The sequence below is a fragment of the Longimicrobium sp. genome (assembly GCA_036389795.1).
Taxonomy (GTDB): domain Bacteria; phylum Gemmatimonadota; class Gemmatimonadetes; order Longimicrobiales; family Longimicrobiaceae; genus Longimicrobium.
Window position 1 is genome coordinate 22,807 of record DASVWD010000020.1, and the last position, 25,181, is coordinate 47,987.

At 73.6% G+C, this 25,181-nt stretch carries 21 protein-coding genes; 12 read left to right on the top strand and 9 right to left on the bottom strand.

Annotated features, from left to right (window positions below; all coding sequences use genetic code 11):
• Positions 1-111 precede the first annotated feature (111 nt).
• Positions 112-2,088 (top strand): PAS domain-containing protein, encoded by a 1,977-nt coding sequence (locus VF746_02370; GenBank protein ID HEX8691260.1) that lies wholly within the window; start codon positions 112-114, stop codon positions 2,086-2,088.
• Positions 2,089-2,287: 199 nt separating this feature from the next.
• Here VF746_02370 and VF746_02375 read toward each other — a convergent pair whose 3' ends face one another.
• From VF746_02375 to VF746_02400, 6 genes are all read right to left on the bottom strand, one after another.
• Positions 2,288-3,367: a phosphotransferase family protein gene (locus VF746_02375; protein ID HEX8691261.1), complete on the bottom strand. Its 1,080-nt coding sequence runs from the start codon at positions 3,365-3,367 to the stop codon at positions 2,288-2,290.
• Positions 3,368-3,641: 274 nt separating this feature from the next.
• Positions 3,642-5,093, bottom strand: a complete 1,452-nt coding sequence (locus VF746_02380; protein HEX8691262.1) for a M48 family metalloprotease — start codon at positions 5,091-5,093, stop codon at positions 3,642-3,644.
• Positions 5,094-5,416: 323 nt separating this feature from the next.
• Positions 5,417-6,553: a hypothetical protein gene (locus VF746_02385; protein ID HEX8691263.1), complete on the bottom strand. Its 1,137-nt coding sequence runs from the start codon at positions 6,551-6,553 to the stop codon at positions 5,417-5,419.
• Positions 6,554-7,139: 586 nt separating this feature from the next.
• Positions 7,140-7,523, bottom strand: coding sequence for a response regulator (locus VF746_02390; protein ID HEX8691264.1), 384 nt, complete (start codon positions 7,521-7,523; stop codon positions 7,140-7,142).
• Positions 7,520-8,515 carry a HAMP domain-containing sensor histidine kinase gene (locus tag VF746_02395; GenBank protein ID HEX8691265.1) on the bottom strand — a complete coding sequence of 332 codons (996 nt, stop codon included), beginning with the start codon at positions 8,513-8,515 and terminating at the stop codon, positions 7,520-7,522. The genes VF746_02390 and VF746_02395 overlap by 4 nt, the downstream gene beginning before the upstream one ends.
• 36 nt (positions 8,516-8,551) lie before the next feature.
• Positions 8,552-10,339 carry an ABC transporter ATP-binding protein gene (locus tag VF746_02400; GenBank protein HEX8691266.1) on the bottom strand — a complete coding sequence of 596 codons (1,788 nt, stop codon included), beginning with the start codon at positions 10,337-10,339 and terminating at the stop codon, positions 8,552-8,554.
• Between the two features lie 284 nt (positions 10,340-10,623).
• On the opposite strand from VF746_02400, the gene VF746_02405 reads away from it, so the two are divergent.
• Entirely contained in the window at positions 10,624-11,511 is an 888-nt protein-coding gene (locus tag VF746_02405; protein HEX8691267.1) for a hypothetical protein, read from the top strand.
• Positions 11,512-11,583: 72 nt separating this feature from the next.
• On the opposite strand, the gene VF746_02410 is transcribed toward VF746_02405, so the two are convergent.
• Together VF746_02410 and VF746_02415 are read right to left on the bottom strand one after the other, a co-directional pair.
• Positions 11,584-12,183 (bottom strand): hypothetical protein, encoded by a 600-nt coding sequence (locus VF746_02410; protein ID HEX8691268.1) that lies wholly within the window; start codon positions 12,181-12,183, stop codon positions 11,584-11,586.
• Positions 12,180-12,641, bottom strand: a complete 462-nt coding sequence (locus VF746_02415; GenBank protein ID HEX8691269.1) for a hypothetical protein — start codon at positions 12,639-12,641, stop codon at positions 12,180-12,182. The genes VF746_02410 and VF746_02415 overlap by 4 nt, the downstream gene beginning before the upstream one ends.
• Before the next feature lie 325 nt (positions 12,642-12,966).
• On the opposite strand from VF746_02415, the gene VF746_02420 reads away from it, so the two are divergent.
• Positions 12,967-13,188, top strand: coding sequence for a hypothetical protein (locus VF746_02420; protein HEX8691270.1), 222 nt, complete (start codon positions 12,967-12,969; stop codon positions 13,186-13,188).
• A 127-nt stretch (positions 13,189-13,315) separates the two neighbouring features.
• Positions 13,316-13,531: a hypothetical protein gene (locus tag VF746_02425; GenBank protein HEX8691271.1), complete on the top strand. Its 216-nt coding sequence runs from the start codon at positions 13,316-13,318 to the stop codon at positions 13,529-13,531.
• A 121-nt stretch (positions 13,532-13,652) separates the two neighbouring features.
• Here VF746_02425 and ggt read toward each other — a convergent pair whose 3' ends face one another.
• On the bottom strand, positions 13,653-15,485 hold the full coding sequence (gene ggt / locus VF746_02430) for a gamma-glutamyltransferase (protein ID HEX8691272.1): 1,833 nt from the start codon (positions 15,483-15,485) through the stop codon (positions 13,653-13,655).
• 586 nt (positions 15,486-16,071) lie between these two features.
• Between ggt and murQ the strand changes: the two genes are divergently transcribed.
• From murQ to VF746_02470, 8 genes are all read left to right on the top strand, one after another.
• On the top strand, positions 16,072-16,992 hold the full coding sequence (gene murQ, locus VF746_02435) for an N-acetylmuramic acid 6-phosphate etherase (GenBank protein ID HEX8691273.1): 921 nt from the start codon (positions 16,072-16,074) through the stop codon (positions 16,990-16,992).
• Complete coding sequence (locus tag VF746_02440; GenBank protein HEX8691274.1) at positions 16,989-17,453, top strand: hypothetical protein; 465 nt, start codon at positions 16,989-16,991, stop codon at positions 17,451-17,453. Before murQ ends, VF746_02440 begins: the two co-directional genes overlap by 4 nt.
• A gap of 4 nt (positions 17,454-17,457) precedes the next feature.
• On the top strand, positions 17,458-18,636 hold the full coding sequence (locus VF746_02445; protein ID HEX8691275.1) for an anhydro-N-acetylmuramic acid kinase: 1,179 nt from the start codon (positions 17,458-17,460) through the stop codon (positions 18,634-18,636).
• Entirely contained in the window at positions 18,636-19,844 is a 1,209-nt protein-coding gene (locus VF746_02450; protein HEX8691276.1) for a HEAT repeat domain-containing protein, read from the top strand. The genes VF746_02445 and VF746_02450 overlap by 1 nt, the downstream gene beginning before the upstream one ends.
• A gap of 393 nt (positions 19,845-20,237) precedes the next feature.
• Positions 20,238-21,695 (top strand): glycoside hydrolase family 3 N-terminal domain-containing protein, encoded by a 1,458-nt coding sequence (locus tag VF746_02455; protein HEX8691277.1) that lies wholly within the window; start codon positions 20,238-20,240, stop codon positions 21,693-21,695.
• Positions 21,696-21,919: 224 nt separating this feature from the next.
• The gene (locus tag VF746_02460) at positions 21,920-22,123 is read left to right on the top strand and encodes a type II toxin-antitoxin system PrlF family antitoxin (protein HEX8691278.1); all 204 of its coding nucleotides are present in this window, start codon (positions 21,920-21,922) and stop codon (positions 22,121-22,123) included.
• Between the two features lie 218 nt (positions 22,124-22,341).
• Entirely contained in the window at positions 22,342-23,679 is a 1,338-nt protein-coding gene (locus VF746_02465) for an MFS transporter (protein HEX8691279.1), read from the top strand.
• Positions 23,680-23,931: 252 nt separating this feature from the next.
• Positions 23,932-25,181, top strand: a 1,250-nt coding sequence (locus VF746_02470) for a hypothetical protein (GenBank protein HEX8691280.1), incomplete at its 3' end; no start/stop codon positions are given.

Below are 25,181 nucleotides of genomic sequence, written 5' to 3' on the forward strand. Positions count from 1 at the left end.
GAGACGGGGCCGCACCCATCCGGGTGCGGCCCCGTTTCGTTTCTGGCATCAACCTTCCATGCTCCCCCTCCCCGCGCGCTCCCCTTCCCCGTCCCCAGGACGCTTCCCGCCGTGGACACCGACGAAAGCGCAGGCCCGCGGACGACGAGCGGCGAGACGACGCCCACGCGGCGGCCGGTGATGACGCCGGCCCTGGCCGAGGCGCTCTTCGACGCGTCGCCGTTCAGCAGCGTGCTCTACGACGCCGAGGGGCGCATCCTGGCGGTGAACCCGGCGTTCGAGCGGCTCTGGGGGGTCACGCTCGAGACCGCCCCGCCGGGGTACTCGGTGCTCACCGACCCCGAGCTGGAGCGGCAGGGCGCGCTCCCCGCCGTGCGGCGCGCCTTCGCGGGCGAGACGGTGGCGACGCCGCCCGTGCGCTACGACATCTCGCACGTCTCCACCACCGGCGAGGGGCGCACCGTCTGGACGCAGGGCTACTTCTACCCGGTGCGCGACGAGGTTGGCCGGGTGGCCTGGGTGGTGCTCACCCACGTGGACCTCACCGAGCAGAAGCGGGCCGAGGAGGCGCTGGCCCAGCAGGAGGAGCGCCTGCGCCTGGCCCAGCGCGCGGCGGGGATCGGCACCTTCGACTGGGAGGTCCCCACCGGCCGCCTGACCTGGACCGAGGAGGAGGAGCGCCTCTTCGGCCTGGAGCCGGGCACCTTCGAGGGGACCATCGAGGGGTGGACGGCCCGGGTGCTCCCCGAGGACGAGGCCCGCATGCGCGAGGCGATGGCCGCGGCCATGGCGCGCGGCGAGCGGGAGATGGACTTCGCCTTCCGCATCCGCCGCCCCGACGGCGAGGTGCGCTGGATCGAGGGGAGCGCCGAGTTCCAGTACGCGGAAGACGGCCGGCCGCTGCGCATGGTGGGCGTGAACGTCGACGTCACCGAGCGCCGCCGCGCCGAGGAGGCCCTGCAGCGCAGCGAGGCGCTCCTGCGCCAGGCCGAGCGCATCGCCCACATCGGCAGCTGGGAGTGGGACCTGGAGACGGGCGCGCTGCGGTGGTCCGAGGAGCTGTACCGCATCTACGGGCTGGACCCCGCCACGGGCGAGGTCACCTACGAGCGCTTCCTGGCGTGCGTCCCCCTGGAAGACCAGGAGACGATCCGCCGCGCGGTGGAGCGGGCGCGCGCCGACGGGCGCCCCTTCGCCTTCGACCACCGCATCGTGCGCCCCGACGGCGCCGTGCGCTACCTGCACGGGCGCGGGCGCGTGGCCACCGACGAGCAGGGGCGCGCGGTGCGGCTGATCGGCAGCGGGCAGGACATCACCGAGCGCAAGGAGGCGGAAGTAGCGCTGCGGCGCGCCAAGGAGGAGGCCGAGGAGGCCAGCCGCGCCAAGAGCGAGTTCCTGGCGGTGATGAGCCACGAGCTGCGCACGCCCCTGAACGCCATCGCCGGCTACGCGGAGCTGATGGAGCTGGGGATCTACGGGCCGCTCACCGACGGCCAGCGCGACGGCGTCCGCCGCATCCAGGAGAGCGAGCGCCACCTGCTGGGGCTGATCAACGAGGTGCTGAACTACACGCGCGTGGAGGCGGGGGCCGTCTCCTACGAGCTGGAGGCGGTGCCGGTGGGGGAGGCGCTGCAGGCCGCGCGGGCGCTGGTGCTCCCTCAGGTGGGCGCGCGGGGGCTCTCGCTCGACGTCTCGCCGCCCGCGGGCGACGTGGCGGCGTGGGCCGACCGCGACAAGCTGCAGCAGGTGCTGCTGAACCTCCTTTCCAACGCGGTGAAGTTCACCGAGCCCGGCGGGCGGATCACGATGGACGCGGAACCCTCGGACGACGTGGTGCTGGTCCACGTGCACGACACGGGGATCGGCATCGCGCCGGAGAAGGTGGAGAGCATCTTCGAGCCGTTCGTGCAGGTGGGCCGCGCGCTCAACCGCCCCACCGAGGGCACGGGCTTAGGGCTCGCCATCAGCCGCGAGCTGGCGCGCCGCATGGGCGGCGACCTCACCGCCCGGAGCGAGCCCGGCGCCGGCTCGACGTTCACGCTGCGCCTGCCGCGGCATGTAGCGGGAACCGAGCACCGGGGCGGTTGAAACCGCTGCAACAACCACACGAAGTCCGCCTGCGCGGACTAGCGGGCTGCGCCCGCGCGCTTCGCGCCCTGAATGCAGTCTGCCCGCGCTGAAGCCAATCCCCGCACCGAACCAGCCTGCGAAGGCAGGCTTCTCACCGTTGTTGCCGCAGCTTCAGCCGCCCGGCTCGGGTGCGTAGGCCGGCGATTCGGCTTCGTCCTCACCCACTCACCCGACCCCGCTCGATCGCCACGCCCGCCATGCGCCCGCAGGCGCGCACGACGTGGAGGAGGCCGGCGAAGCGGGGGTCCTTCGTCTTGCCGGCGCGGAAGCGGGCGTAGATCTGCTGGCAGATGACGCCCACCTTGAAGAGGCCGTACACGAAGTAGAAGACCACGCCCGACACGTCGCGCCCCGTGGCCGCCGCGTAGCGCTCGGCCACACCCTGGCGGTCCAGGTTGCCGGGGAGGTGCGTGAGGCCGAACATCTTCAGCTCGGGCGGGTCGCGGGGCTCGCTCCAGTAGCCGAGCGTGGTGCCCAGGTCCATCAGCGGGTCGCCGAGGGTGGCCATCTCCCAGTCGAGCACGGCGCGCACGCGGGTCAGGTCCGCCGGGTCCAGCACCAGGTTGTCGTACTTGTAGTCGCCGTGGATGAGCGCCGCGCCGGACTCGGGCGGCCGGTGCGCGGAGAGCCAGGCGGCGGCCGCGTCCATCTCCGGCACCGCGTCGGTCTTCGCCTTCTCCCAGCGCGCCGCCCAGCCCTCCACCTGCCGCTGGACGTAGCCCTCCGGGTGGCCGAGCCCCTCCAGCCCGGCCGCGCGCCAGTCCACCGCGTGCAGCTCGGCCAGCGTGTCCACCAGCGCCAGGCAGACGCCGCGCATCGTATCGGCGTCCAGCGCCACGCCCGCGGGCGGCCGGTCGCGCAGGATCACGCCGGGGACGCGCTCCATCAGGTAGAACGGGGCGCCGACCACCTCCGGGTCCGCGCAGTAGAGGAGGGGGCGCGGCGCCTTCGGCCACACGGGGTGCAGCCCCGCCAGCACGCGGTGCTCGCGCTCCATGTCGTGCCCGCCGCGCACGTTCGCGCCGAAGGGCGGGCGGCGCAGCACCATCTCCCGCTCCCCCACCCGCACCAGGTAGGTGAGGTTCGAGAACCCGCGCGGGAACTGCCGCACCTCGACCGGGCCGTCCGCGCCCGGCAGGCGCGCGCGGAGGTACGCGGCCAGCGCGCCCGCGTCCAGCTCCTCGCCGGGGCGCACGTCGCTCGCGCGGTCGAGCGCGGCAGGGGCCTCTGCTTCCATGGCGGGACGGGATGAGGGGGTGGGATCGCGCCGGGCGGCTCAAGCCGCAGCAACAACGGCAGGAAGCCTCCTGCGGAGGCTGCGAGGCTGCCTGCCGTGCACCAGCGCTACCTCTGGTGCGGCAGTAACGCTCCTGAACCTTCGTGGCGCCGCGCCGGCTGCACCGGGGCGGCGCCGCTGCGGTTGAAGCCTCGCAGGGTTTGCGAGGCTTCCTGCCGTTGTTGCCGCGGCTTCAGCCGCCCGCAACCCCGCGAGGGCGGCCCCAGGCGAAAACCTACTCGCGCACCACGCGCTTGACGAGGCCGGCGGGGAGCACGGACGACTCGTTCTCCACCTGGTTCAGGATCGCCAGCTCGGGGAGCGGGATCACCGAGGGATACTGGCGGTTGAACTCGGCCAGCGTCATCGACCGCGTGGTGCGCACCACGTCCACCCGGTTGGGGCGCACGTTCAGCACCGCCGGGTCGCTCACCGCGGCGAAGCTGCCGATCACCCGGCGGAAGGCGGGCTCGTACTGCCCGAACCGCTGCGCCGGGGTGAAGGCGAGCACCTGGTACGTGCGGCCGCCGTACTCGATGAAGCCGGCCATTCCCGTGATCACCCCCTGCTGGGTCTGCGCCTGGAAGTACGAGACCACGGCCGGGTTGCCGTTGATCGCCTGGCGCTGCGCCTGCCCGGGGCGGATCCCCTGCTGCGAGAGGAAGCGGCGCGCGGCGTCTTCGGCGTTGGCGCCCTGCGCCAGGGTGAGCTGGAGGACGGCGTCCTGCTGCGGGGCGAGCGCGTTGACCGACTGCGGGAGGTTCTGCGTGCGCCACCCCTGCGGGAAGTCGATGCGGAAGCGCAGGTCCGGGTGCAGGAACACGCCGTTCTGGAAGTAGCCCTGCCGCGGGTTCTCGCCGTAGAGCAGCCCGTCGATGCGGTTCAGGTACTCCTCGCGCCGCAGCGCCAGCGGCCTGCGCGTGACCGTGTCGGCGCGCGCCTGGGCGGCGCGGATGCGCTCGGGCTCGGCCGGGTGGCTGGCGAGCCACGACGGGAGCTGGCTCCGCCCCGACGCCTCGCCGATGCGCATGAGGGTGGCGAAGATGTCGTCCATCTCGCCCACGTCGTAGCTCTCGCGGAGCGCGTAGCGGAAGCCCAGCTCGTCGGCCTGCCGCTCGGCGTCGCGGCCGTAGCGCAGGAAGAGGAGCTGCATCCCGGTCTGCGCCAGCCCGCCGAAGGTCTGGGCGGCGCTGGGGAAGAAGATGGACCCCAGCCCCAGCCCGAGCTGCGCGAGCTGGGCGCGGCTGAGCTGGGTGACGGAGTGGCGCGCGGTGACGTGCCCGATCTCGTGCCCCAGCACCGCGGCCAGCTCGGCCTCGGAGTCCATCAGGTCCATCATCCCGCGGGTGACGAAGATGTACCCGCCGGGGAGCGCGAAGGCGTTGGGGGTGGGGTCTTCGACCACGCGGAAGGTCCAGGGGAGGTTGGGGCGCTCCGACCCGCGCGCCAGCTCCTCGCCCACGCGCTGCACGTACTGCTGGAGCGCCTGGTTCTCCACCAGCCCCAGCTGCTGCGCCACCTCCTGCGAGGCCTGCTGCCCCAGCTGGATCTCCTGCGCCTCGGAGATCAGCGCGAGCTGCCGCTGCCCCGTCACCGGGTTGGTGGCGCACCCCGCCGCCAGCGCGCACACCGCGGCCGCCGCCGCGCACGCCGCCGCCCGCCCGCGAAACGTCGCTCTCCCGGCCATCTTCCCCTCCCTGCAAGCGCTCCCGTTCTCGGTCAGCTGGGACGGAGGGGCAAGAAGCACACCTTGCGGCGGCGAGCTCCCGCGCAGGGCCCTCTCCCTGGCGCCTGAGGCGCCTGTCCCTCCCCCAAAACAGCCTGGGGGAGGGACTTCGGCGCTTCGCGCGACGAAACCGGCCGCGGAGGAGAATGGGGTGCGCCGTTGAAGCCTCGCGGGGTTCGCGAGGCTTTCCGTGGTTCCAGCGAGTGTCTTCAGGCACTCGCGATCGCGGGCGGAAGAGGAGCCGGACGCGGCCTCTCCCCGCCCGGCGCGGCCCGGCGCCCGACTCACGCGGCCGCGGCGCCGCGGCCGGGCGTGGCCCACTGCCAGGCGCCGCCCTGGTGCAGCGCGGCGTAGACGTCGTCGCGCAGCGCGTTGGCCTCGTCGCGGGTGAGCGCGCGCGCCAGGTCGCGGATCACCACGCGCACCAGCACGTTCTTCTGGCCGGGGCCGATGCCGATGCGATCGCGGGCGGCCGGCGGCAGCCGGTCGTACGGCGTCTCCGAGAGCACCTCCACCGCCTCCAGGCTCTCGGCGCGCGGGCCCAGCGCCGTCCGCACGCGGTCGCCCACCTCCTCGGGCGTGACGTCGGCGGGGAGCGCCACCGACAGGTCGCGGCGGACGGGCGGCTGGCGCGAGACGGGGCGGTACGGCTCCAGGTCCAGCATCTGCCCGGCGACGCGCGGGTCGTCGGCGCGCAGCAGGCGGATGTCGTCGATCCCCTTCCGCAGCATCAGCAGGCGGTCGAGCCCCAGCCCCATCGCCAGGCCCGTGTAGCGCCCCGGGAGCCCCGACTCGCGCAGGATGGCCGGGAGAGCCAGCCCGCACTCGCCGATCTCCACCCAGGCGCCGCCCGCGCGCGCCTCGATCTCCACCCCGTCCACCGTGTAGGGGTGCGGCGACGCCTTGCAGCGGACCTCGGCGCCGGGGAGGAGGGCGGCCGCCACGGCGCCGATCATCTCGCCGAGGTCGACCGGGCCCAGCGGCCGCGCGGCGATGCGCCAGAGGTCCAGCTGGTGCGGCTCGCCGGTGTGCAGGCGGTCGATCTGGTCGCGCCGGTACACCAGGCCGGGGCAGGCCACCAGCAGGTCGGCGGGCGCCTCGGCGGCCGCCCGGCGCAGGGCGGCCGGCACCATGGCGCTGGTGTGGGTGCGCAGCAGCGTGGCCTCGCTCACGTAGCGCGTGTAGCGGGCGTCGCGCGAGGCGCCGTCGGGCGGGAAATGCAGCCGGTCGTAGTTGTCGGCGATGGTGACCACGGGGTGGGCGCGGTGCACGCGGACGGCGCACCCCCAGGCCCGGGCGAGCGCGGCGGTGGCGCGCTCCACCAGCAGCTGCAGGGCGTGCGGGCCGTGCGAGGGGTCGGTCAGGTCGCGGAGCCGCAGGGCGCGCTCAAGCGCCTCGGCAGACAGGAGCGTGGGACGCATGGTATTTCCTCTCCGGGAATCGCGTGGACGGCCCGGCGGAAGCGTTCCGCCGGGCGACGGGCAAACGAAAACGCCCCCCGGGCCCGGAGGCCGGGGGGCGTGCCCGTGGAGCACGCCGGAGAGGAGCGGCCGCGCCGCTACCGCGTACGCACGCGCGCCTCCCGCCACCCGGCCGGGGCCCGGGGGCGGCTAAATCGACGGAGGCTGCGGACGCGGCGGACGCTCATGGCAAGTCGGAGTCGGACGTTCGGGACATCTTCCCGAAGCTAGAGGAAACGCCCGGCCGGTGTCAACCCGCTGGCGCGCGCACCTCCGCCGGGAAGAGGCGCCGGTCGCGCGCCAGCTTCGGTTCCGGCTGGACGCGACGTGCCCGAGGGCGGCGAAGCAGCCCTGCGACAGCGGGCGGGGGGCGCAGGCGGTCGTGGCGGAGACTGCCCCGTGGATCGGCCGGGTTCGCGCGCGGGAGACACCAGGCGGCGGTCGCCTCCGGCCGGCGGAGGAAGCCGTCCAGCGAGGCCGGGCAGCCGGGCTCCCGGCGAAGGAGGGCGCGCGGCATTCTCCTCCCGGGAACGAGGGCGACGGCGGCTCAGCGCGCCGCGATGTACCCCGGCAGCGCGCGGAGGAGGGCCTGGGTGTCGACGGGCTTGACCAGGTAGGCGGCGCCGCCGGCGGCCAGGAGGGCGGCGCGCTCGGCGTCGTCGTCGCGGCCGGTGAGGGCGACCACGGGGACGGCGGCGGTTTCGGGAGAGGACTTGAGGCGGCGGGCCACGTCGACCCCGCTCATGTCGGGGAGGCCCAGGTCCAGCAGCACCAGGTCGGGGGGGCGCTCGGCGGCCAGGCGCACGGCCTCGGCGCCGGTGGGGGCGGCGGCCACCGCGTAGCCGCTCTCTTCCAGCAGGATGGTGAACGCCGCGCGGACGGCGTCGCTGTCCTCCACCAGCAGCACCAGCGGCCGGCCCGGCTCCGTCACGCCGGCTCGCCCGCCTCCGCGGCCACCTCGGCGCCGGCCGGCTCGCCCGCGCCGCCGTTCACCTCCACGGTGGGGAGCGTGAAGTAGAAGCGGCTCCCCCGGCCCAGCTCGCTCTCCACCCAGATCCGCCCGCCGTGCAGCCGCACGAACTGCCGCGCGATGGCGAGGCCCAGCCCGGTGCCGTGGTGGATGCGGGCGCGGCTGGCGTCCACCTGGGCGAACTCCTGGAAGATCAGCTCGTGGTGCGCGGGGTCGATGCCGATCCCCGTGTCCTCCACCCCCACCTCCAGCCACCCCTGGCCGCCCGGCGAGCGGCGGGCCACCACGTGCACGCTGCCGCCGTCGGGGGTGAAGTCGATGGCGTTGCCCAGCAGGTTGCCCAGCACGTGCGCCACCTTGTCGCGGTCGGCGCGCACGAGCGGCAGCCCGGGGTCGAGGTCGGCGGCGAAGCCCAGGCCCTTGCGCTCGATCAGCGAGGCGTTCATCTCGTGCACCGAGCGCACCACCTCGCCGATGGCGAACTCGGAGGGCTGCAGGTTGATGGCCTGGGCGTTGGTGCGGGCGTAGGTGAGGATCTCCTCGATCATCCCCAGCAGCTGCCGGCACGAGCCGATCATCGACTCGATGGCGTCCCTCTGGCGCGGGGTGATCTCGCCCAGCAGCCCGTCGCGCAGCACCTCGCCGTAGGTGACGATTGCCGTGAGCGGGGTGCGCAGCTCGTGGGAGACGTTGGTGAGGAACTGGCTCTTTGCGACGTCGAGGTTGCGCAGCTCCAGGATGTTGCGCTCCAGCTCCTCGATGCGCCGCCCCACCTCGCGCGAAGAGGGCGCGCCCGACACGGGTGCGCCCTCGGGCTCGACCACCAGGGAGGGTGCGCCGGCCGGCTCCGCCTTCGGCGGCTCCACCACCCGGAAGCCTTCCCGCACCAGCACCTCGCGGAGCCGGGCCTCGGCCTCCCGGCCGCCCTGTACCCAAAGTCGAAGGTCGGACATCTCTTGGGCTGCGAGGGAACGGATGGAAGCCACAATCTAGACCCCGCCCGGGGAGGCGGCAAGGAGATCGTCCCCTTCCACCTCTTCGGCCAGGAGCTGCCTGCGCTGCAGCGCCGCGTACACCCCGCCCAGGCGCAGCAGCTCCTCGTGCGTGCCTCGCTCCGCCACCCGCCCGTCGTCCAGCACCAGGATCAGGTCGGCGTGCATCACCGCCGTCACCCGGTGGCTCACGATCACGCTGGTGCGGCCCCTCAGCACGTCCCTGAGGCCTTCCAGGATCTCGTGCTCGGTGTGCGTGTCCACCGCCGAGAGCGCGTCGTCGAGCACCAGGACCTCCGCGTCGCGGGCGAGGGCGCGGGCGAGCGCCGCCCGCTGCTTCTGCCCGCCGCTCAGGTTGATCCCCCGCTCTCCCAGCAGGGTGTCGTAGCCGCCGGGGAACTCGCTCACCGTGGCGTCCAGCCGCGCCACCTTGGCGGCGTCGCGGATGCGCGCCAGCCGCTCGCCCTCGTCCGCCTCGTCGAACCCCAGCGCCAGGTTGTCGGCGATGGTGGTGGAGAAGAGGAAGGTGTCCTGCGGCACCACCGCGATGGCGCTCCTGAGCCGCTCCAGCTCCCACTCGGGGAGCGGCACGCCGTCGAGCCGCACCTCGCCTTCGGTGGGGTCGTAGAGCCGCACCAGCAGGGCGGCCAGCGTCGACTTCCCGCTCCCGGTGGGGCCGACCACGGCCACGGTGGAGCCCGCGGGGATGGTGAGCGAGACGCCGCTGAGCACCCGGCGCTCGGTGCCGGGGTAGCGGAAGGAGACGTCGCGGAACTCGACCTCGCCCCTGACGAGCGCGGGGGTGCGCGGGTCACGCGGCGAGACGATGGCCGGCTCCGCCTGGAGCACGCGCGAGACGCGGCCCATGGAGGCGGCGCCGCGCTGGAAGAGGTTCACCACCCACCCCAGCGCGATCATCGGCCACATGAGCTGGGCCAGGTACATCAGGAAGCCCACCAGCTCGCCGTCGCTGAGCGCGCCGCGCATGATGGCGCGCCCGCCGATGCCGAGCGCCACGGCCGTCGCCACGCCGCCCAGGAGCCCCAGGAGCGGGTAGAAGAAGCCCGACGTCCGGGCCAGGTCGACGTTGCGGTCCATGTACTCGCGCGAGAGGGCGCGGAAGCGGCGGGTCTGGTCGTCTTCCTGGCGGTAGGCCTTGACGATGCGCTGCCCGGCCAGGTTCTCCTGCGCGAAGGTGGAGACCATGCCGAGCTGGTCCTGGATCTTCTCGAAGCGGCGGTGGATGAGGTTGCCGAAGGCGATGGTGACGGGGGGCAGCGCCACCAGCGGCAGGAGCGACCACAGCGTCATCCACGGGTCGATGAGCGCCATGCGCACGGCGGCCATGGTGCCGAAGACCACGGTGTGCACCAGGTACATGTACGCGGGCCCCGCCACCATGCGCACGGCCTGGATGTCGTTGGTGGCGCGGCTCATGACCTCGCCCGTGGGGTGCTGCGCGTAGAACGAGGCGTCCAGCCGCATCAGGTGGGCGAAGAAGTCGTCGCGCAGGTCGGTCTCCACCCGGCGCGAGACGCCGTTCAGGATCTCGCGCATCCCGTAGCGCGCGGCGCCGCCCAGCACGGCGAAGAGCACCGAGAGCGCGGCGTAGCGGAAGACGAGCTCGCGGCCGACGCCCGCGCGCCCGAGCGCGTCGACGCCGTCCATCACGAACTCGACGCTGGCGACGCCCGCCGCGCCGGAGGCTACCACCATCACCAGCCCCCAGGAGATCGGCCGGCGGTAGCGGGCCAGGTAGGGGAGGAGCGCCTTCAGGTTCTTCATTCCGAATCCGGTCGAACAGTGAACGAATTCAACTCGACGGATGTCATCCCGAGAGGGGCGGTAGCGACCCGAGGGATCTACTCGATCTTTCTGGTGGACGGCGAGTGGAGCAAAATGCCTGACGCCACCCTCGCATCGCCCGCCGTTCGTCCGGCTGTGTACCACCACCGCGCAGGCACGGGCGTTGCCCCCTCCCAGCCGGGCCGGACCGGGGGAGGGGGAGCCGGACGATAACCCCCCGGACGTCCGTTCTTCAAGCCACCACGCCAAATCGGAGCAGTCCCATGACCAGGCGCACGCTCGCGGCGGCCCTGCTGCTGTCGCTTCCCCTGTCCTCCCTGCTGGTCGCCTGCGGGGGCGACGCGGGGGACACTTCCGCCCGCCGGGCGATCGAGAACGAGGCGCTGGAGCGCGACCTGAACCTGGCGCTCCAGGCCGACTCGCAGCCGGCGCCCGCGCTCCAGGACGTGCCCGTGGCCGACGAGCCCGCGCCCAAGCTGCCGGCGTTCGTGCCGCCCCCGGCGCCGGAGCCCAGGCGCCAGGCGCCCACCGTGCGCCGCCGCGAGGAGCCGCGCCGCGTCGAGCGCCCGGCGCCGGCCCCCGCGCCCGAGCCGGAGCCGGCGCGCCCGGCGGAGCCCGAGGCGCCGCGGTACGCGACGCGCACGGCCGCCGCGGGGCAGACCTTCGCGGTGCGGATCGACGAGGAGATCAGCGCGCTGGAGGACGGCGCCGGCTCCACCTTCACCGCCACGCTCAGCGACGGGCTGACGGACGAGCTGGGGCGCGTGGTGATCCCCGCGGGCGCCACGGTGCGCGGGCGCGTGGTGAGCACGGAGGGCGGCCAACTGGCGCTGGACTTCACCTCGATCTCGCACGAGGGCGAGAGCCACCCGATCCGCGCTACGGTGGTGGGTGCGCCGACGGTGCGCCGCGTGAACCGCACCAGCGGCGGCGAGACGGCGGCGAAGGTGGCCGGCGGCGGGGCGGTGGGCGCGGTGCTGGGCCGCGTGCTCGGCGGCGACCGCGGCTCGACGCTGGCGGGCGCGGCGATCGGCGCGGCGGCGGGCACGGGCGTCGCCATCGCCACCGCCAAGGTGGACCGCGTGATCGACGCCGGCTCCACGGCCACCATCCGCCTGGACGGCCCGGTGTCGGTGCGGCGCGAGCAGTAGCCGCGGGCAGAAGAGAGACGGAGCGCCCCCGCCGGGTTCGCCGGCGGGGGCGCTCCGCTATCGTAATCCCGATCAGCGGCTCTCGATGAAGCCCAGGCCATCGCTGAACCTCGTCAGCAGCCTGCAGCCGTGGCCGGCGAGCTGGCCGCGGATCCGGGGCTTGTAGAAGTCGCGCGTGTTCTTGGTGAGAAAGCACTTGTCGCCCGTTTCCGCCGCCGCCAGGTGCCGGAGAACCGATGCGTAGACGATGGCATCCTGCGGAGAAAGGCCGGTTTCGTGCTGCACCGAGACCGCCGAGCGCGCCACTTCCGCATCGATGGGGATCAATTCCGCGACGTCGAGCGTCGTCTTGATCGCCTCGTCCAGGCGAGCCTTCTCCTCGTCTCTGCTCAACGTGAGCAGGGTGGCGACCGTCTGCATCTCCTGGACGGACTTCTCGTAGGGCTTCGATCTGCTGAGCTCCTCGAGCTCGTCGGCGAGCTGGCTGCTCACTTCCAACCGGCGCCGCGAGCGCCGGACCCAGCTTTCGTACGGCTCGCCGACACTGAATGCCGGAAGAAGCAGGCGGACGCGGCCGGCACGGGCCAGGTCCAGCAGTCGGTCGCACGCCTCGTGCTCGTCCCGGACCAGCGCGCGCTCCAGAACGAAGTTCGATTCCACGTAGACGATCATGCCGTTTCCGCCAGCCTCACCGAGCCACCCTTGATCGTGTCGAGCAGCCCCGATTCGAGGAGCCACTCCTGCCGCTCGTCGGGCAGTTGGCCGTTCCTGCGCGCACGGGTAAGCAGTTGAAGCCAGGTGGCTACGATCATCTCGAGGCTGAGTCGAGTGACCTTATCGAGGCAAACGCGGTCCAGGTCGACCACCCTGCCCAGGAACGGACGCGCGTCCACGACGTAATCCGGCAGTGCATCGGCGTCGTGCGGGCGGTCCGTCCGCCAGACGAAGAAATGGCTCGGCACAGCGATCAGGAAGTATGGCGCAGTCCCCACGATCGGCATGTGCTGCAGCAGCTCGCTTCGGAGCTCCGCGGCCCATTCGGGCGACGTTCCTTTCTCCGTCGTGACTTCCGCGACCAGCAGAACTCCGCGGTCGGGCGCATACACGGTGATGTCGGGTCCCGGGTTCATCTCCCCGTCTCCATCAGGATGTCCAGATTGAAGGTAACATGCCTGGATCTGTTCCGCTATCCTCGCTGTTCGCGTCCCTGTCCATTTCGTCTGACGGATGCCAGGGGCGGCGAGGATGGTATCGCAACACATGACGACGCTGGCGGTGGATGTGCAGACGGTCGATCGTCGGCGCACAGGGTGTTCCTTGACTTTGACGCCACCGCGAGCGAAGGTGGGAGGCGCACCCGTGGTCGAGATGCGACCGCGCCACCGCTCACCCCACCGCTCGGCGCCCGTGCTCCGCGCGGCCGCCGGACGGACCTTTCGCGACGGAGGACGGCTGATGAGAAAGCTCGCGCTCGACCCGGAATCGCTGCAGGTGATGAGCTTCGCCACCGTGGAGGCGGAGGGCGATCCGCGCGGCACCGTGCACGCTCACGACGACACGCTGCCCACCGAGATGCAGTGCAGCAAGTTCGGATGTCCCACCAAGACCTGCGACACCCAGGAGGACTGCAACTCGATCGATCCCTACTACTGTAACTCGGTCGAGCCTTACTGCTGATCCGGCGGGCTCCGAACCGGGGGCCGGTGCCCGGCCGTCCCCCGACCTGCGGCCTTCGCTCGCCACCCGCCCGGCCGCCGCGGCCGCACGACGTCCGGGCAGACCTCTCCCGAACGGAGTAACGACCATGAGAAAGCTCGCGCTCGACCTCGACGCCCTGCAGGTGGAGAGCTTCGCCATCGAGGCGGAGGGCGACCTGCGCGGCACCGTGCAGGCGAACGAGGACACGGCGCCGACCGAGTTCTGCACGCCGGGCAACGGCTGCCGGACGAACCACTGCAACACCAACCAGCAGCAGTGTAACACGGTGGCGCCGTACTGCCGGAACGAGCCGGCGGAGTAAGGGCACGAGCGCGCCGGGACCCGCGTGATCGGTTCAACCCGGGTTCGCCGAGAATGGAGCGCCCCCGCCGGATTCCGGCGGGGGCGCTACGCTTCCAGCCACTCGATGGAGTGGGGGGCTCCTACTGCACCACCCGCCGCACCTCGCCGAATCCCACCGCCGCGCCGCCGCGCCGCGGATCCGCTGCGCCGGCCAGGTAGCCGCCGGGGAGGAGGATGATGGACTGCACGTCGCCCTGGTAGCCGGTGCGCTCGGCGACGACGTGGCCCATCCGGCGCAGCGCCTCGGCCGTGGCGGGCTCCAGGCCGCCCTTTTCGTAGCGCAGGGTGTCGGGGAGGTGCTGGTGGTGCAGGCGCGGGGCGGCCGTCGCGGTGCCCACGTCCATGTCGAAGTCCACCACGTTGGAGACCGCCATCGCGATCGAGGTGATGATCGTGGCGCCGCCTGGGGTGCCCGTCACCAGGCGCACGCGGCCGCGCGGGTCCAGCACGATGGTGGGCGACATCGCCGAGAGCATGCGCTTGCCCGGGGCGATGGCGTTGGCGGCGCCCTGCACCAGGCCGAACTGGTTGGGGACGCCGGGCTTGGAGGTGAAGTCGTCCATCTCGTTGTTGAGCAGGAAGCCGGCGCCCTCCACCGTCACCAGGCTCCCGTACAGCGAGTTGATCGTGGTCGTCACGGCGACGGCGTTGCCCAGGCCGTCGACGATGGAGTAGTGCGTGGTGTTCTCACCCTCGGTGCGCGCGGCGACGGGGGCGGGGCCCAGGCCGGGCGCGACGTCGGCGGAGGGGGTGGCGCGGTCGCGGCGGATGGTGGCGCGGCGCTCCCTGGCGTACGCGTCGGAGGCCATGCGCGCCACCGGCTGCGGCACGAAGTCGGGGTCGGCCAGGTACGCGTTGCGGTCGGCGTAGGCGCGCCGCGCGGCCTCGACGAAGAGGTGCACGTGCTGCGGCGACAGGAAGCCGAGCGAGCGCAGGTCGTAGCCTTCCAGGATCTTGAGCATCTCCGCCATGGTCACCCCGCCCGACGACGGCGGGGGCATCGAAATCACCGTGTGGCCGCGGTAGGTGAAGCGCAGCGGGTCGCGCCAGACGGCGCGGTACTGCGCCAGGTCCTCCCGGGTGATCAATCCGCCGCCGCGCCGCATTTCGGCCTCGACCAGCTCGGCGGTGCGGCCCTGGTAGAAGCCGTTGGCGCCGTGCTGCTGGATGCGGCGGAAGGTCTCGGCCAGGTCGCGCTGCACCAGCCGCTCGCCGACCACGGGGGCGCGGCCCTCGGGGAGGAAGATGCGGGCGGTGGCCGGGAAGCGCCGCAGCTCCTTCTCGTTCCGGTTGAGCGAGCCCGCCAGCCGCTCGTGGACCACGATCCCCTCGGCCAGGGCGATGGCGGGCTGCACCAGCTCGGCCCAGCGCAGCTTGCCGAAGCGCCGGTGCGCCTCCCACATCCCCGCCACCGAGCCGGGGACGCCGGCCGCCAGGTGGCCGACGAGCGACAGGCTGTCGGAGACGTTGCCCTGCGCGTCGAGGTACATGTCGCGCGTGGCCTTGAGTGGCGCCTTCTCGCGGAAGTCGAGCGCGGCCGTGGTCCCGTCGGCCATGCGCACCACCAGGAAGCCGCCGCCGCCGATGTTGCCGGCCTCGGGGTTCACCACCGCCAGGGCGAAGTGGGTGGCCACGGCGGCGTCGACGGCGTTGCCGCCCCTGCGCAGGATCTCGGCGCCGATCTCGCTGGCCACGCGGTCGGTGGTGACCACCATCCCGCGCGAGGCGAGGACGGGGGCCACGCGGTCGCGCTGGAAGTCCCACGCGGCGGGGAAGCGGACCGCGCTGTCGGCGGCGGCGGCCGCCGCCGCTTCGGTGGCGGCCCAGGCGTCGCGCTCGGGGGCGCAGCCGGTGGCCGCGGTGGCGGCGAAGAGCGGGAGGAGCGGGAGGAGCGCGAGGCGGCGGAGCGGCATCGTGAACTGCAGGGGACAGGGTACAGGGAACAGGGGCCAGCGAGCGGAAACGGCTTCGAGAGTCGCGATCCGGGGCTGTCGTGCGTTCCTGAAGATGACGGGCGGGGCGGGGGCGGGGCAATGGGGGGTGCCCCCTCCCCCGCGCGGCCCTCGGCTGCTCGTTCCTCGCAGCCGGAGGGCGCGCTCCCCTCCCCCGCTGCGCGGTAGAGGGGAACACCCGGGCCCTTCGCGCGACGGGCGGGACGAGAATCTGTGCGTAAGGCGAAGCCTGCCTCGACCGGGTGTCCGCGGGTGCGCGATGAGGTCTCCCTCCACCGCGCAGCGGGGGAGGGCCGGGGAGGGGGCATCACGGCTGGCGCCGCGACAATGCCGCTCGAAGCGGAACGACGGTGCTCAGTGCGAAGTGCGAGGTGGGAAGTGCACAGAGACGACTTCGCTGGCTGTCTCCTGTTCCCTGTCCCCTGTTCCCTCGCGGTTCGGAGCGGGCCGGGCTCTTGCATCCGCGCCCGGGAGCGCGCACGTTGGGGCGTCGGCGGGAGACTCGCTCCCGTGGCGCCACGCGCGCCGGTCCCCTCGCCACCGCGTGATGATCCAGAAGCCCCCGCTCGACCCCCGGCTCACCGAGCAGCGCAACCCCGCCACCACGGACATCGACCGCCTCTCGGCGCTGGAGATCGTCCGGGTGATCAACGAAGAGGACCACCGCGTCGCCCCCGCCGTCGCCTCCCAGCTGGAGCAGGTGGCCCGGGCCGTCGACATGGCCGAGGAGACCTTCCGCGCGGGCGGCCGCATGGTCTACTTCGGCGCGGGGACGTCGGGGCGGCTGGGGGTGCTGGACGCCACCGAGATGCCGCCCACCTACGGCACGCCCCCGGAGATGGTGCAGGGGGTGATCGCCGGCGGGCCCGACGCGCTGGTGCGGGCCGTGGAGGGCGCGGAGGACAGCCGCGAGGACGGCGCGGCCCGGGCCGACGAGCTGGGGCTGGGGCCCGACGACTTCGCCTTCGGGATCGCGGCGTCGGGGAGCACGCCCTGGGTGCACGGGGCGCTCACCCGCGCCAAGCAGCGCGGCGCCAAGACGGGCTTCCTGCTCTGCACGCCGCCCGAGCCGTGGATGCTGGAGGTGTACGACGTGGTGATCGCGCCGCTGGTGGGGCCCGAGGTGGTGACCGGGTCCACGCGGATGAAGGCGGGGACGGCCACCAAGATGGTGCTGAACACCGTCACCACGGCGGCGATGATCCGGCTGGGGAAGGTCTACGGCAACCTGATGGTTGACCTCAGGGCCACGAACCAGAAACTTCAGGACCGCAGCGAGCGCATCCTGATGGAGACGCTGGACCTGGACCGCGCGGCGGCGGCCGACCTGCTCAAGCGGTCCGGGGGGAGCGTGAAGACGGCCATGGTGATGCACTGGTGCGAGGTCGACCGGCGCAAGGCGTCGGAGATGCTGCGGCGCGCGGGCGGCCGGCTGGGCGAGATCCTGCAGGGCCGCGGGCCCGGATGACCGGCCGCTTCGAGGGCTTCCCCGAGCGCCCGCCCTCGGAGGCCGAGTGGGAGGACCTGCTCGTGCGCTTCGAGCTGGGCCCGCGCGCCCTGCGCGACACGATCGCCGACGCGCGCTGGACGGTGGGCGAGGAGGAGCTGCTGGAGCCGCTGGCCATGCTGCTGGCCCACGAGGCGCTCACCACCGAGGCGCTGGTGGCCATGCGCGAGCGGCGCACGCTCCCGGGCGACGGGGCGGGGATCGACGGCCTGGGCGCGATGGACGCCGGGGCGCGGGTGGACGAGTTCGCGGCGATGCGCTCGCGCAACTTCGCGGCGGTGCAGCGGCGCGGGATCGAGGTGTGGGACTGGCGCACGGAGATCGCCGGGCACCCGGTGACGGCGTTCCAGCTGCTGCAGGCGGGGGTGGCGCTGGACGGGGCCGTGCTGTCGGCGATCCGCGCCGCGCACCACGAGGGGTGAGGGCGTGCTCCTGGTGGGCCTGATGTCGGGCACCTCGCTCGACGGGGTGGACGCGGCGCTGGTGGAGGTGGAGGGGGAGCACGCGGACGACGTGCGCGCCCGCGTGCTCCACTCGCTCACCCTCCCCTACGGCGAGGAGCGCCGCGCCGCCATCCACGACGCCATCCTGCGCGGGAGCGCGGAGGCGCTCTGCGGGCTGCACGCGCAAGTCGGCGAGTGGCTGGCCGAGGCGGTGCTGAAGGTGTGCGCGGAGGCCGGCGTCGCGCCGGAGCGCGTCGACGCGGTGGGCTCGCACGGGCAGACGGTGTGGCACCGGCCCCCGACGGAAGAGAAGCGTGGGGCGACGCTGCAGCTCGGCGACCCGGCGACGATCGCGGAGCGCACGGGGTGCACGGTGGTGGCGGACTTCCGCGTGCGCGACATGGCGGCCGGGGGGCAGGGGGCGCCGCTGGTGCCCTGGGTGGACCGCGTCCTCTTCGCCGCGCCGGGGCGGGCGCGGGCGCTGCAGAACATCGGCGGGGTCGGCAACGTCACCCGCGTGCCGCCGAAGGGGAGCCAGGAGCCCGTGTTCGCCTTCGACACGGGGCCGGGGAACGCGCTGATCGACGCGGCGGTGGAGATCGCCACCGGGGGGCGGCTCACCTTCGACCGCGACGGGAAGCTGGCCGCGCGGGGGGAGGTGGACGCGGCGCTCCTCGACGAGCTGCTCGCCCACCCGTACTTTGCCGCGCCGCCGCCCAAGTCCACCGGCCGCGAGGAGTTCGGCCGCCCCTTCGTGGAGCGCCTGGCCGAGGCCGTGCGGCCGGAGGGCGACCGCGACTGGCTGGACCTGGTGGCCACGCTCACCGAGCTCACGGCGCGCTCGATCGCCGACGCGTACCGGCGCTGGGTGGTCCCCCGCGGGGTGGACGAGGTGGTGGTGAGCGGCGGCGGGGCGAACAACCCCACGCTGATGGCGCGCATCCGCGACCTGCTGGCGCCGCTCCCCGTGCTGGGCGGCGACGCGCTGGGGGTGGACCCCGACGCCAAGGAGGCGGTGGCGTTCGCGCTGCTGGCGTGGGCGCACCTGCGCGGGATCCCCGCCAACGTCCCCGAGGCCACGGGGGCGGCGGGGCCGCGCGTCCTCGGCTCGCTGACGCCCGGCGCCCGCGCCGGCTCCCTGATCCACGCACCCGCGACCTGATGCCCCTCCTGCCCACCCGATCCACGCTCCGCCGCCCGGCGCGCCTGCTGGCGACGCTCGCGGCGCTCGCGCTGCTGGGCGGGTGCGCCTCGCTGCTGCGCCGCACGCCGCCGCCGCGCTACGGCTACCAGCGCCTGTACTACGAGACCGTCAGGGTGCTGAACGAGGAGGAGCCGGACCCGGCGTTCTACCGCCAGCGGGCGCGGCTGGAGGTGATGGGGCCGGAGCTGGACGAGGTGCTGATCGACCTGGCCACCGACCCCTCGGTGAACGAGAACGTGCGCGCCAACGCCATCACCCTGCTGGCGGACCGGCGCGGCTTCAACGCGGTGGGGGTGCTCAGGCGGCTGCTGGTGTCCAGCACGTCGGACCCGGTGCGGGCGGCCGCCGTGGTGGGGCTGCAGCGCTTCGCGGCCGACAGCCCGCAGGCCAGGAACGCCTTGCGGGCGGCGCTCAGCGACCCGTGGTCGCGCGTGCGGCTGGGGGCGCTGCAGGGGCTGGACGTGGAGGACGCGCCCCTCCTGCGCGCGCTGCTGCCGGAGGAAGACGACCCGCAGGTGCGCACGGTGGCGCGGCAGCTCCTGACGCTCTTCGAGGCGAGGGGGGCGCGGCTCGCCCGCAACGAGCGCGGCGACCTGCGCACGGCGGGCGACGACACGGTGCCGCGCATCGTCTTCCACGCGGCCCAGGCCGACACGGTGGGGCGGGTGAGCGTGGGGGCGCTGTGGGTGGAGCTCCCCGGCGAGGGGGGGCTGGTGCCGCTGGCGCAGCAGGTGGAGGTGGTGGACGACGTGGTGCCGGCGTTCTTCGACCCCCGCCGCCGCGCGGTGGTGTTCGAGGCCGACCGGCAGATCCAGATCCGCGAGCTGGCGAGCGGGCAGACGCGCGTGGTGTCGGGGGGGATCGCGCCGCGGCTGGTGCCGTTCAGCGAGAGCTTCGTGTTCGCACGCGAGGTGGCGGGGTCGCGCCGGCGGGGGCTCGGCAACACCACCGAGGTCGACTACCAGGTGATGCGCGCCTCGTTCGGGGGCGGGACGCCGGAGCCGCTGGGGACGCTGCACGCCGTGATCCGCCCCGACCGCTTCCACGGGGCGTCGCCCGTGCGGGTGATGGTCGTCGGCGAGGCGCGCGACGGCTTCGTGCTGCGCGGCCCGGACGTGACGTCGTTCGCGTTGCCGACGACGGCGGAGGGGGCGCCGCGGAGGTAAGTGCGGAAGTGAGAGAGTGCGAAAGTGCGAAGTGCGAAAGTGCGAAAGTACGTGAGTACGTGAGTACGTGAGTGCTGAGTGATGTCATCCTGAGGCCCGATCACACGGAACCAGCGTCCGCCCGGATGGTTGCAGGGCCGAAGGATCTACTCACCCGGGCAGGTGGGTCGGGCGCGGCAGCGGCACGGATGCCCGCATGCACCATCCGCTGAATGCCGGTCGGTTTATCCGGTTCGACGGGTCTTTCGCCGCCCTCCTCTCGACACACTCGGGGGAGGGTGATCTACTTCGGCTCGCCGTCGCGGCCGCGCGGGTGGACCGGGTGATGCGTGGGGGGCGCGGGCCCGGATTTCGGCGGATCGATCCTGATCGGACGAGGAGAGGAGTGGGGCGGTGAACGTTGCGCGTCTGCTGCTGCCGGCGCTGAGGTGGAGCGCCGAGTCTGGATTCGAGGGGTTCCGGGAGACGATCGAGCGGGGGCTGGAGCTGGGCGTCGGCGGCTTCATCCTCTTCGGCGGGGAGGCGGACGCGGTGCGCGGGCTCACGGCCGAGCTGCACCGCCGCTCCCCGCACCCGCTGCTGGTGGCGAGCGACCTGGAGCGCGGGGCGGGGCAGCAGTTCCGCGGCGCCACGCCCCTGCCCCCGGCCGCGGCCATCGGCTTCCTGGGCGACCCGGAGGTGACGGAGCGCGCGGGGGAGCTGACGGCCCGCGAGGCGCGCGCGCTGGGGGTGAACTGGGTCTACGCGCCGGTGGCGGACGTGGACCTGGAGCCGGAGAACCCGATCATCGGCGTGCGCGCGTTCGGGACGCACAGCGGCGAGGTGGCGGCGCAGGTGGCGGCGTGGGTGCGCGGGTGCCGGCGCGGGGGCGCGCTCTCGTGCGCCAAGCACTTCCCCGGGCACGGGCGCACGGTGGGCGACTCGCACGCGGAGCGCCCCACCGTGGCGGTGCCGCGCGAGGCGCTGGAGGACGACCTGCGCCCCTTCCGCGCGGCCATCGACGCGGGCGCCGACACGGTGATGACGGCGCACGTCTCCTATCCGGCGCTCGATCCCACGCAGCTGCCGGCGACGCTCTCGCCCCGCATCCTGGGCGGCGTGCTGCGGGGGGAGATGGGCTTCGGCGGGCTGGTGGTGACCGACGCCATGATCATGGAGGGGCTCACCGAGGGCGGGAGCGAGGCGGGCGCGGCCGTGCTGGCCATCGCGGCCGGCTGCGACGCGCTCCTCTACCCGCAGGACGCCGAGGCGGTGATCCGCGGCGTGGAGCGGGCGGTGGAGGACGGGCGCCTCCCGCGCGCGCGGGTGGAGGACGCGGCGGCGCGGATCGCGGCGGCCGCGGAGCGCGTCCGCGGCCCCGCGGCGGGCGAGGTGGGGCGCGAGGAGGACCGCCGCTGGGCGCTGGAGATCGCGGTGCGCTCGCTGCGCGTCTGCCGCGGGGAGCCGCGGCTGCCCCGGGGCCCGGTCCGGCTGCTCGAGATCGAGGACGACGCGGGCGGGCCGTGGCCGCCGTACCCGCGCGACGCCTTTCCCGCGGCGCTCCGGCGCGCGGGGGTAGAGCTGTCGGACGGCGGCGCGCCGCTGGTGACGCTCTACTCCGACATCCGCGCCTGGAAGGGGCGGCCCGGCATCTCGGCCGCGGCGCGCGCGCGGGTGCGGGAGATCGCGGCGGAGGCGCCCGACGCCACCCTCCTCCTCTTCAGCCACCCGCGCCTGGCGAACGAGGTCCCCGAGCCGCGCCACCTGCTGGCCGCCTGGGGCGGCGAGGCGATCATGCAGGAGGCCGTGGCCGCGTGGCTGCTGGGGGAGACGGGTGGGATGGCCGGCTTCGCGACGGGGTTCGACCGCTAGGCGACTGGTTGCAGGTCGTTGATGTTCTTCGGACCGCGCAGATCGCTTCGCAGCCTTGTCAGCGCGAGGTGTTCCGTAGGGGCGAGCATGCGAGTCCGAAGACAGGTGGCCTCGGCGCGAGTGGCCGCCTGCAGCACAGGGGCTGGCATCCGCCGGTCGAGGCATGCCTCGCCCCTACGGGAATTTCCGATTGTACGAGCATCTGCACGGGAACCGAGGATCGTATGTCCTGCTCGGAAGAGGCCGGCGCGCTCGAAAACGATCCCGTGCTCCAGGCCTACCTTGCGTTCTTGGAGCGGGAGATGGTCGCGCATCCGGAACTGATCCGGCCGCTGGATCCGGACGTCGTCGCCAGTGCGCGCGAACTGGTCGAAGGAATTCCGGTCGATCTGGATGAAGAGCTCGGGGAAGGTGCGTTTCTCCCCTGACACTGGATTCGTGTGGACTGCGGAGTAACCGGTTGGTGGCATCAGGGTCCCTGTCGACTCGCGACCCACCAGCAACGCCGAGTAGATCCCCCGGGTTGCTACCGCACCCGTCGGGACGACATCCGTCGGGTGTGCGCGCTTTCGCACTTCGCACCTCGCACCTCGCACTTCGCACTGATTTTGCAAACGGCGGGGCGGGTTCCTGACGAGGGGAGGGGATGACCTTGGCCGACGACACCGCGGTTCGCGAGCACCGGTCCCCGTCGCTGTTCCGCATGTTCGGACAGCGCAAGATGGCGGCGATGCTGCTGCTCGGCTTCGCGTCGGGGCTCCCCTTCCTCCTCACCCGCGACACCCTCCAGGCCTGGCTCTCGGTGGAGGGGATCGACCTGGCCACGCTGGGCTTCGTCAGCCTCATCTCGTTCCCCTACACCTGGAAGTGGCTGTGGGCGCCCTTCATGGACCGCTACACGCCGCCGTTCATGGGGCGCCGGCGCGGCTGGCTCCTCCTCCTCCAGGTGCTCCTGATGCTCGCCATCGCGGCGATGGCGCTGCACGACCCGTCGAAGGGGCTCCGGCTGCTCTCCGCCACGGCCATCGCCATCGCGTTCATCGGGGCGTCGCAGGACATCGTCTTCGACGCGTACAAGGCGGACGCGCTGGAGGAGCGCGAGCTGGGGGCGGGGGCCTCGATCGGCGTGCTGGGCTACCGCGTGGCCATGCTGCTGGCGGGGTCGCTGGGGCTGATCCTGGCCGACCGGCTCAGTTGGCCCACGGTCTACCTGATCATGGCGGCGCTGATGCTGGTGGGGATCGCGGGCACCCTGATCGCGCCGGAGCCGGTGCTGCGCGCGCCGCCGCCGCAGACGCTGCGCGACGCCGTGGTGCTGCCGTTCCAGGAGTTCTTCCAGCGCGCGCACGCGGGGCGGGCCATCGCGATCCTGGCGTTCATCGTCCTCTACAAGCTGGGCGACTCGTTCGCGGCGAACATGGCCACGCCGCTGCTGATCTCGGAGAAGGGCCTCGGCTTCACGCAGACGGACGTGGGGGTGGTGAAGAACGGGGTGGGGCTGGCGGCCACCATCGTGGGCGTGCTGGCGGGGGGGACGCTGCTGGCCAAGCTGGGGATCAACCGCTCGCTCTGGCTGTTCGGCATCCTGCAGATCGTAAGCAACCTGGGCTACTACACGCTCTCGCTGCGCGGGAAGGACTACGCGGTGATGACGGGCGCCATCACGGTGGAGAACTTCTGCGCGGGGCTGGGGACGGCGGCGTTCGTGGCGTTCCTGCTGGCGCTCTGCAACCAGCGCTTCTCGGCCACGCAGTACGCGCTGCTCTCCAGCCTGACGGCCGCGGGGCGCGACTTCCTGGCCTCGCCGGCGGGGGCGATCGCGGACAAGATGGGGTGGCCGGGGTTCTTCCTCTTCACCGTGGTGATCGGCATCCCGGGGCTCCTGCTGCTGCCGATCTTCGCGCCCTGGCACCGCGACGCGCCGCTGGGGGCGGCCGAGCACACGGGCGAGGTGGCGGAGGGGCCGGTGGTCGCGGAGAGGTGAGATCATCGGTCCGGGCGTCTGTCCCAAGGCGGGTGAACCCGCGGCTACGACGGCGAAAAGCCCGCCTGCGCGGGCTCCTTCGTTGCATTTCCCGGCGCCGGTTCGTTCGGCCGGCTCCGCTCGGGCCCTCACCCGGCGCCGCTACCGCGTCGCCACCCTCTCCCAACTTCGGGAGAGGGTACTTTACGGGTTCGGTGAGGCGTCGCAGGGTTGCGTTCGTGGATGGATGCGATGATTCGACGTGCATTGCCGGTGGTGATTTCTCTCGTCGCCGCGTGCGGGCCGGGGCGGCGTCCGGCGCCGGTGCCCGCGCCCGCGCCCGCCGCCGCGCCCGGACCGGTGGGTGAGGCGCCGCGCGGGGAGGGGCTGCCGCCGGTGCCGGCGCGCACGGGGCCGCTGGCGATCGACGTGGTCTACCCGGCCGAGGGGGCGCAGCTCGCGGCGAGCGACAGCAACTTCATCTTCGGGAGCGTGGGGACGGGCGGGGCGCGGCTCACCATCAACGGCGCGGCCGTCGAGGTGGCGCCGAACGGGGCGTTCCTGGGCTTCCTCCCCGTGCCGCCGAACGGGGTCTACGACGTGGTCGCGTCGGCCAGCGGACAGCAGGCGACGCTCCGGCGCACGGTGCGCGTCCCGGCGCGGCAGGCGGCGCCCGCGGCGGGGGGCGAGCTGGCGTTCGTCTCCGGCAGCATCGGGCCGCGCGGGGTGGTGACGGTGGCGGAGGGGGAGGTCGTCGAGGTGCGCTTCCGGGCCACGCCGGGGGCGCGGGCGCGGATCGTCTTCCCCGACGGCACCTCGATCCCCCTCGCCGAGCGCGTGGCGACGGAGCGCGACGAGGGGTTCCAGCAGGACCTGGCGCTCCGGCCGCGCGAGTTCACCGAGTACGCGGGGTCGTTCCCGGCCAACCTCCCCCTGGTGGCCCGCGACCGCGAGGTGGGCGCGGCCACGCTGGTGGGGCCGAGGGCCGGCGCGGGGACGGCGATGCTCGAGCTGGTGCGCGGGACGGACACGGTGCGCGCGCCGCTGGAGCTGTCGCTGGGGGTGCTGCGCGCGGGGGAGGCGCGGGTGGGGGTGGCGGCGGGCCAGCGGGCGGACGGGACGGTGATCGCCACGGCGATCCCCGGCGGGGGGACGCCGTACCACTGGTTCTTCCCCAACGGCACGCGCTTCACCATCACCGGCGAGCGGGCGGGGGCGTACCGGGTGCGGCTGGCGGAGGGGCAGACGGTGTGGGTGGCCGCGAACGAGGTGCGCCTGCTGCCGCCGGGGACGCCGCTGCCGGCGGGGACGGTGGCGGCGGTGCGGCTGGCGCCCTCGCGCGACTGGGTGGACGTGCGGCTCACGGTGTCGGACCGGCTCCCGTTCGAGGTGCGGGCGGACAGCAGCCGGCTGGTGATCGACGTCTACGGGGCGGAGACGCGCACCAACTGGCTGCACTACGGGCCCGAGGACCCGTTCGTCCGCCGCGTGGAGTGGAGCCAGCCCGCGGACGACCGCTACCG

Coding starts and splice junctions, on each gene's coding strand:
- VF746_02385 (HEX8691263.1), bottom strand. CDS start 6,553: ATGCGTCCCACGCTCCTGTCTGCCGAGGCGCTTGAGCGCGCCCTGCGG.
- VF746_02440 (HEX8691274.1), top strand. CDS start 16,989: ATGACCGGCCGCTTCGAGGGCTTCCCCGAGCGCCCGCCCTCGGAGGCC.
- VF746_02450 (HEX8691276.1), top strand. CDS start 18,636: ATGCCCCTCCTGCCCACCCGATCCACGCTCCGCCGCCCGGCGCGCCTG.
- murQ (HEX8691273.1), top strand. CDS start 16,072: ATGATCCAGAAGCCCCCGCTCGACCCCCGGCTCACCGAGCAGCGCAAC.
- VF746_02420 (HEX8691270.1), top strand. CDS start 12,967: ATGAGAAAGCTCGCGCTCGACCCGGAATCGCTGCAGGTGATGAGCTTC.
- VF746_02375 (HEX8691261.1), bottom strand. CDS start 3,367: ATGGAAGCAGAGGCCCCTGCCGCGCTCGACCGCGCGAGCGACGTGCGC.
- VF746_02415 (HEX8691269.1), bottom strand. CDS start 12,641: ATGAACCCGGGACCCGACATCACCGTGTATGCGCCCGACCGCGGAGTT.
- VF746_02425 (HEX8691271.1), top strand. CDS start 13,316: ATGAGAAAGCTCGCGCTCGACCTCGACGCCCTGCAGGTGGAGAGCTTC.
- VF746_02460 (HEX8691278.1), top strand. CDS start 21,920: ATGTCCTGCTCGGAAGAGGCCGGCGCGCTCGAAAACGATCCCGTGCTC.
- VF746_02410 (HEX8691268.1), bottom strand. CDS start 12,183: ATGATCGTCTACGTGGAATCGAACTTCGTTCTGGAGCGCGCGCTGGTC.
- VF746_02395 (HEX8691265.1), bottom strand. CDS start 8,515: ATGTCCGACCTTCGACTTTGGGTACAGGGCGGCCGGGAGGCCGAGGCC.
- ggt (HEX8691272.1), bottom strand. CDS start 15,485: ATGCCGCTCCGCCGCCTCGCGCTCCTCCCGCTCCTCCCGCTCTTCGCC.
- VF746_02405 (HEX8691267.1), top strand. CDS start 10,624: ATGACCAGGCGCACGCTCGCGGCGGCCCTGCTGCTGTCGCTTCCCCTG.
- VF746_02400 (HEX8691266.1), bottom strand. CDS start 10,339: ATGAAGAACCTGAAGGCGCTCCTCCCCTACCTGGCCCGCTACCGCCGG.
- VF746_02465 (HEX8691279.1), top strand. CDS start 22,342: ATGACCTTGGCCGACGACACCGCGGTTCGCGAGCACCGGTCCCCGTCG.
- VF746_02380 (HEX8691262.1), bottom strand. CDS start 5,093: ATGGCCGGGAGAGCGACGTTTCGCGGGCGGGCGGCGGCGTGCGCGGCG.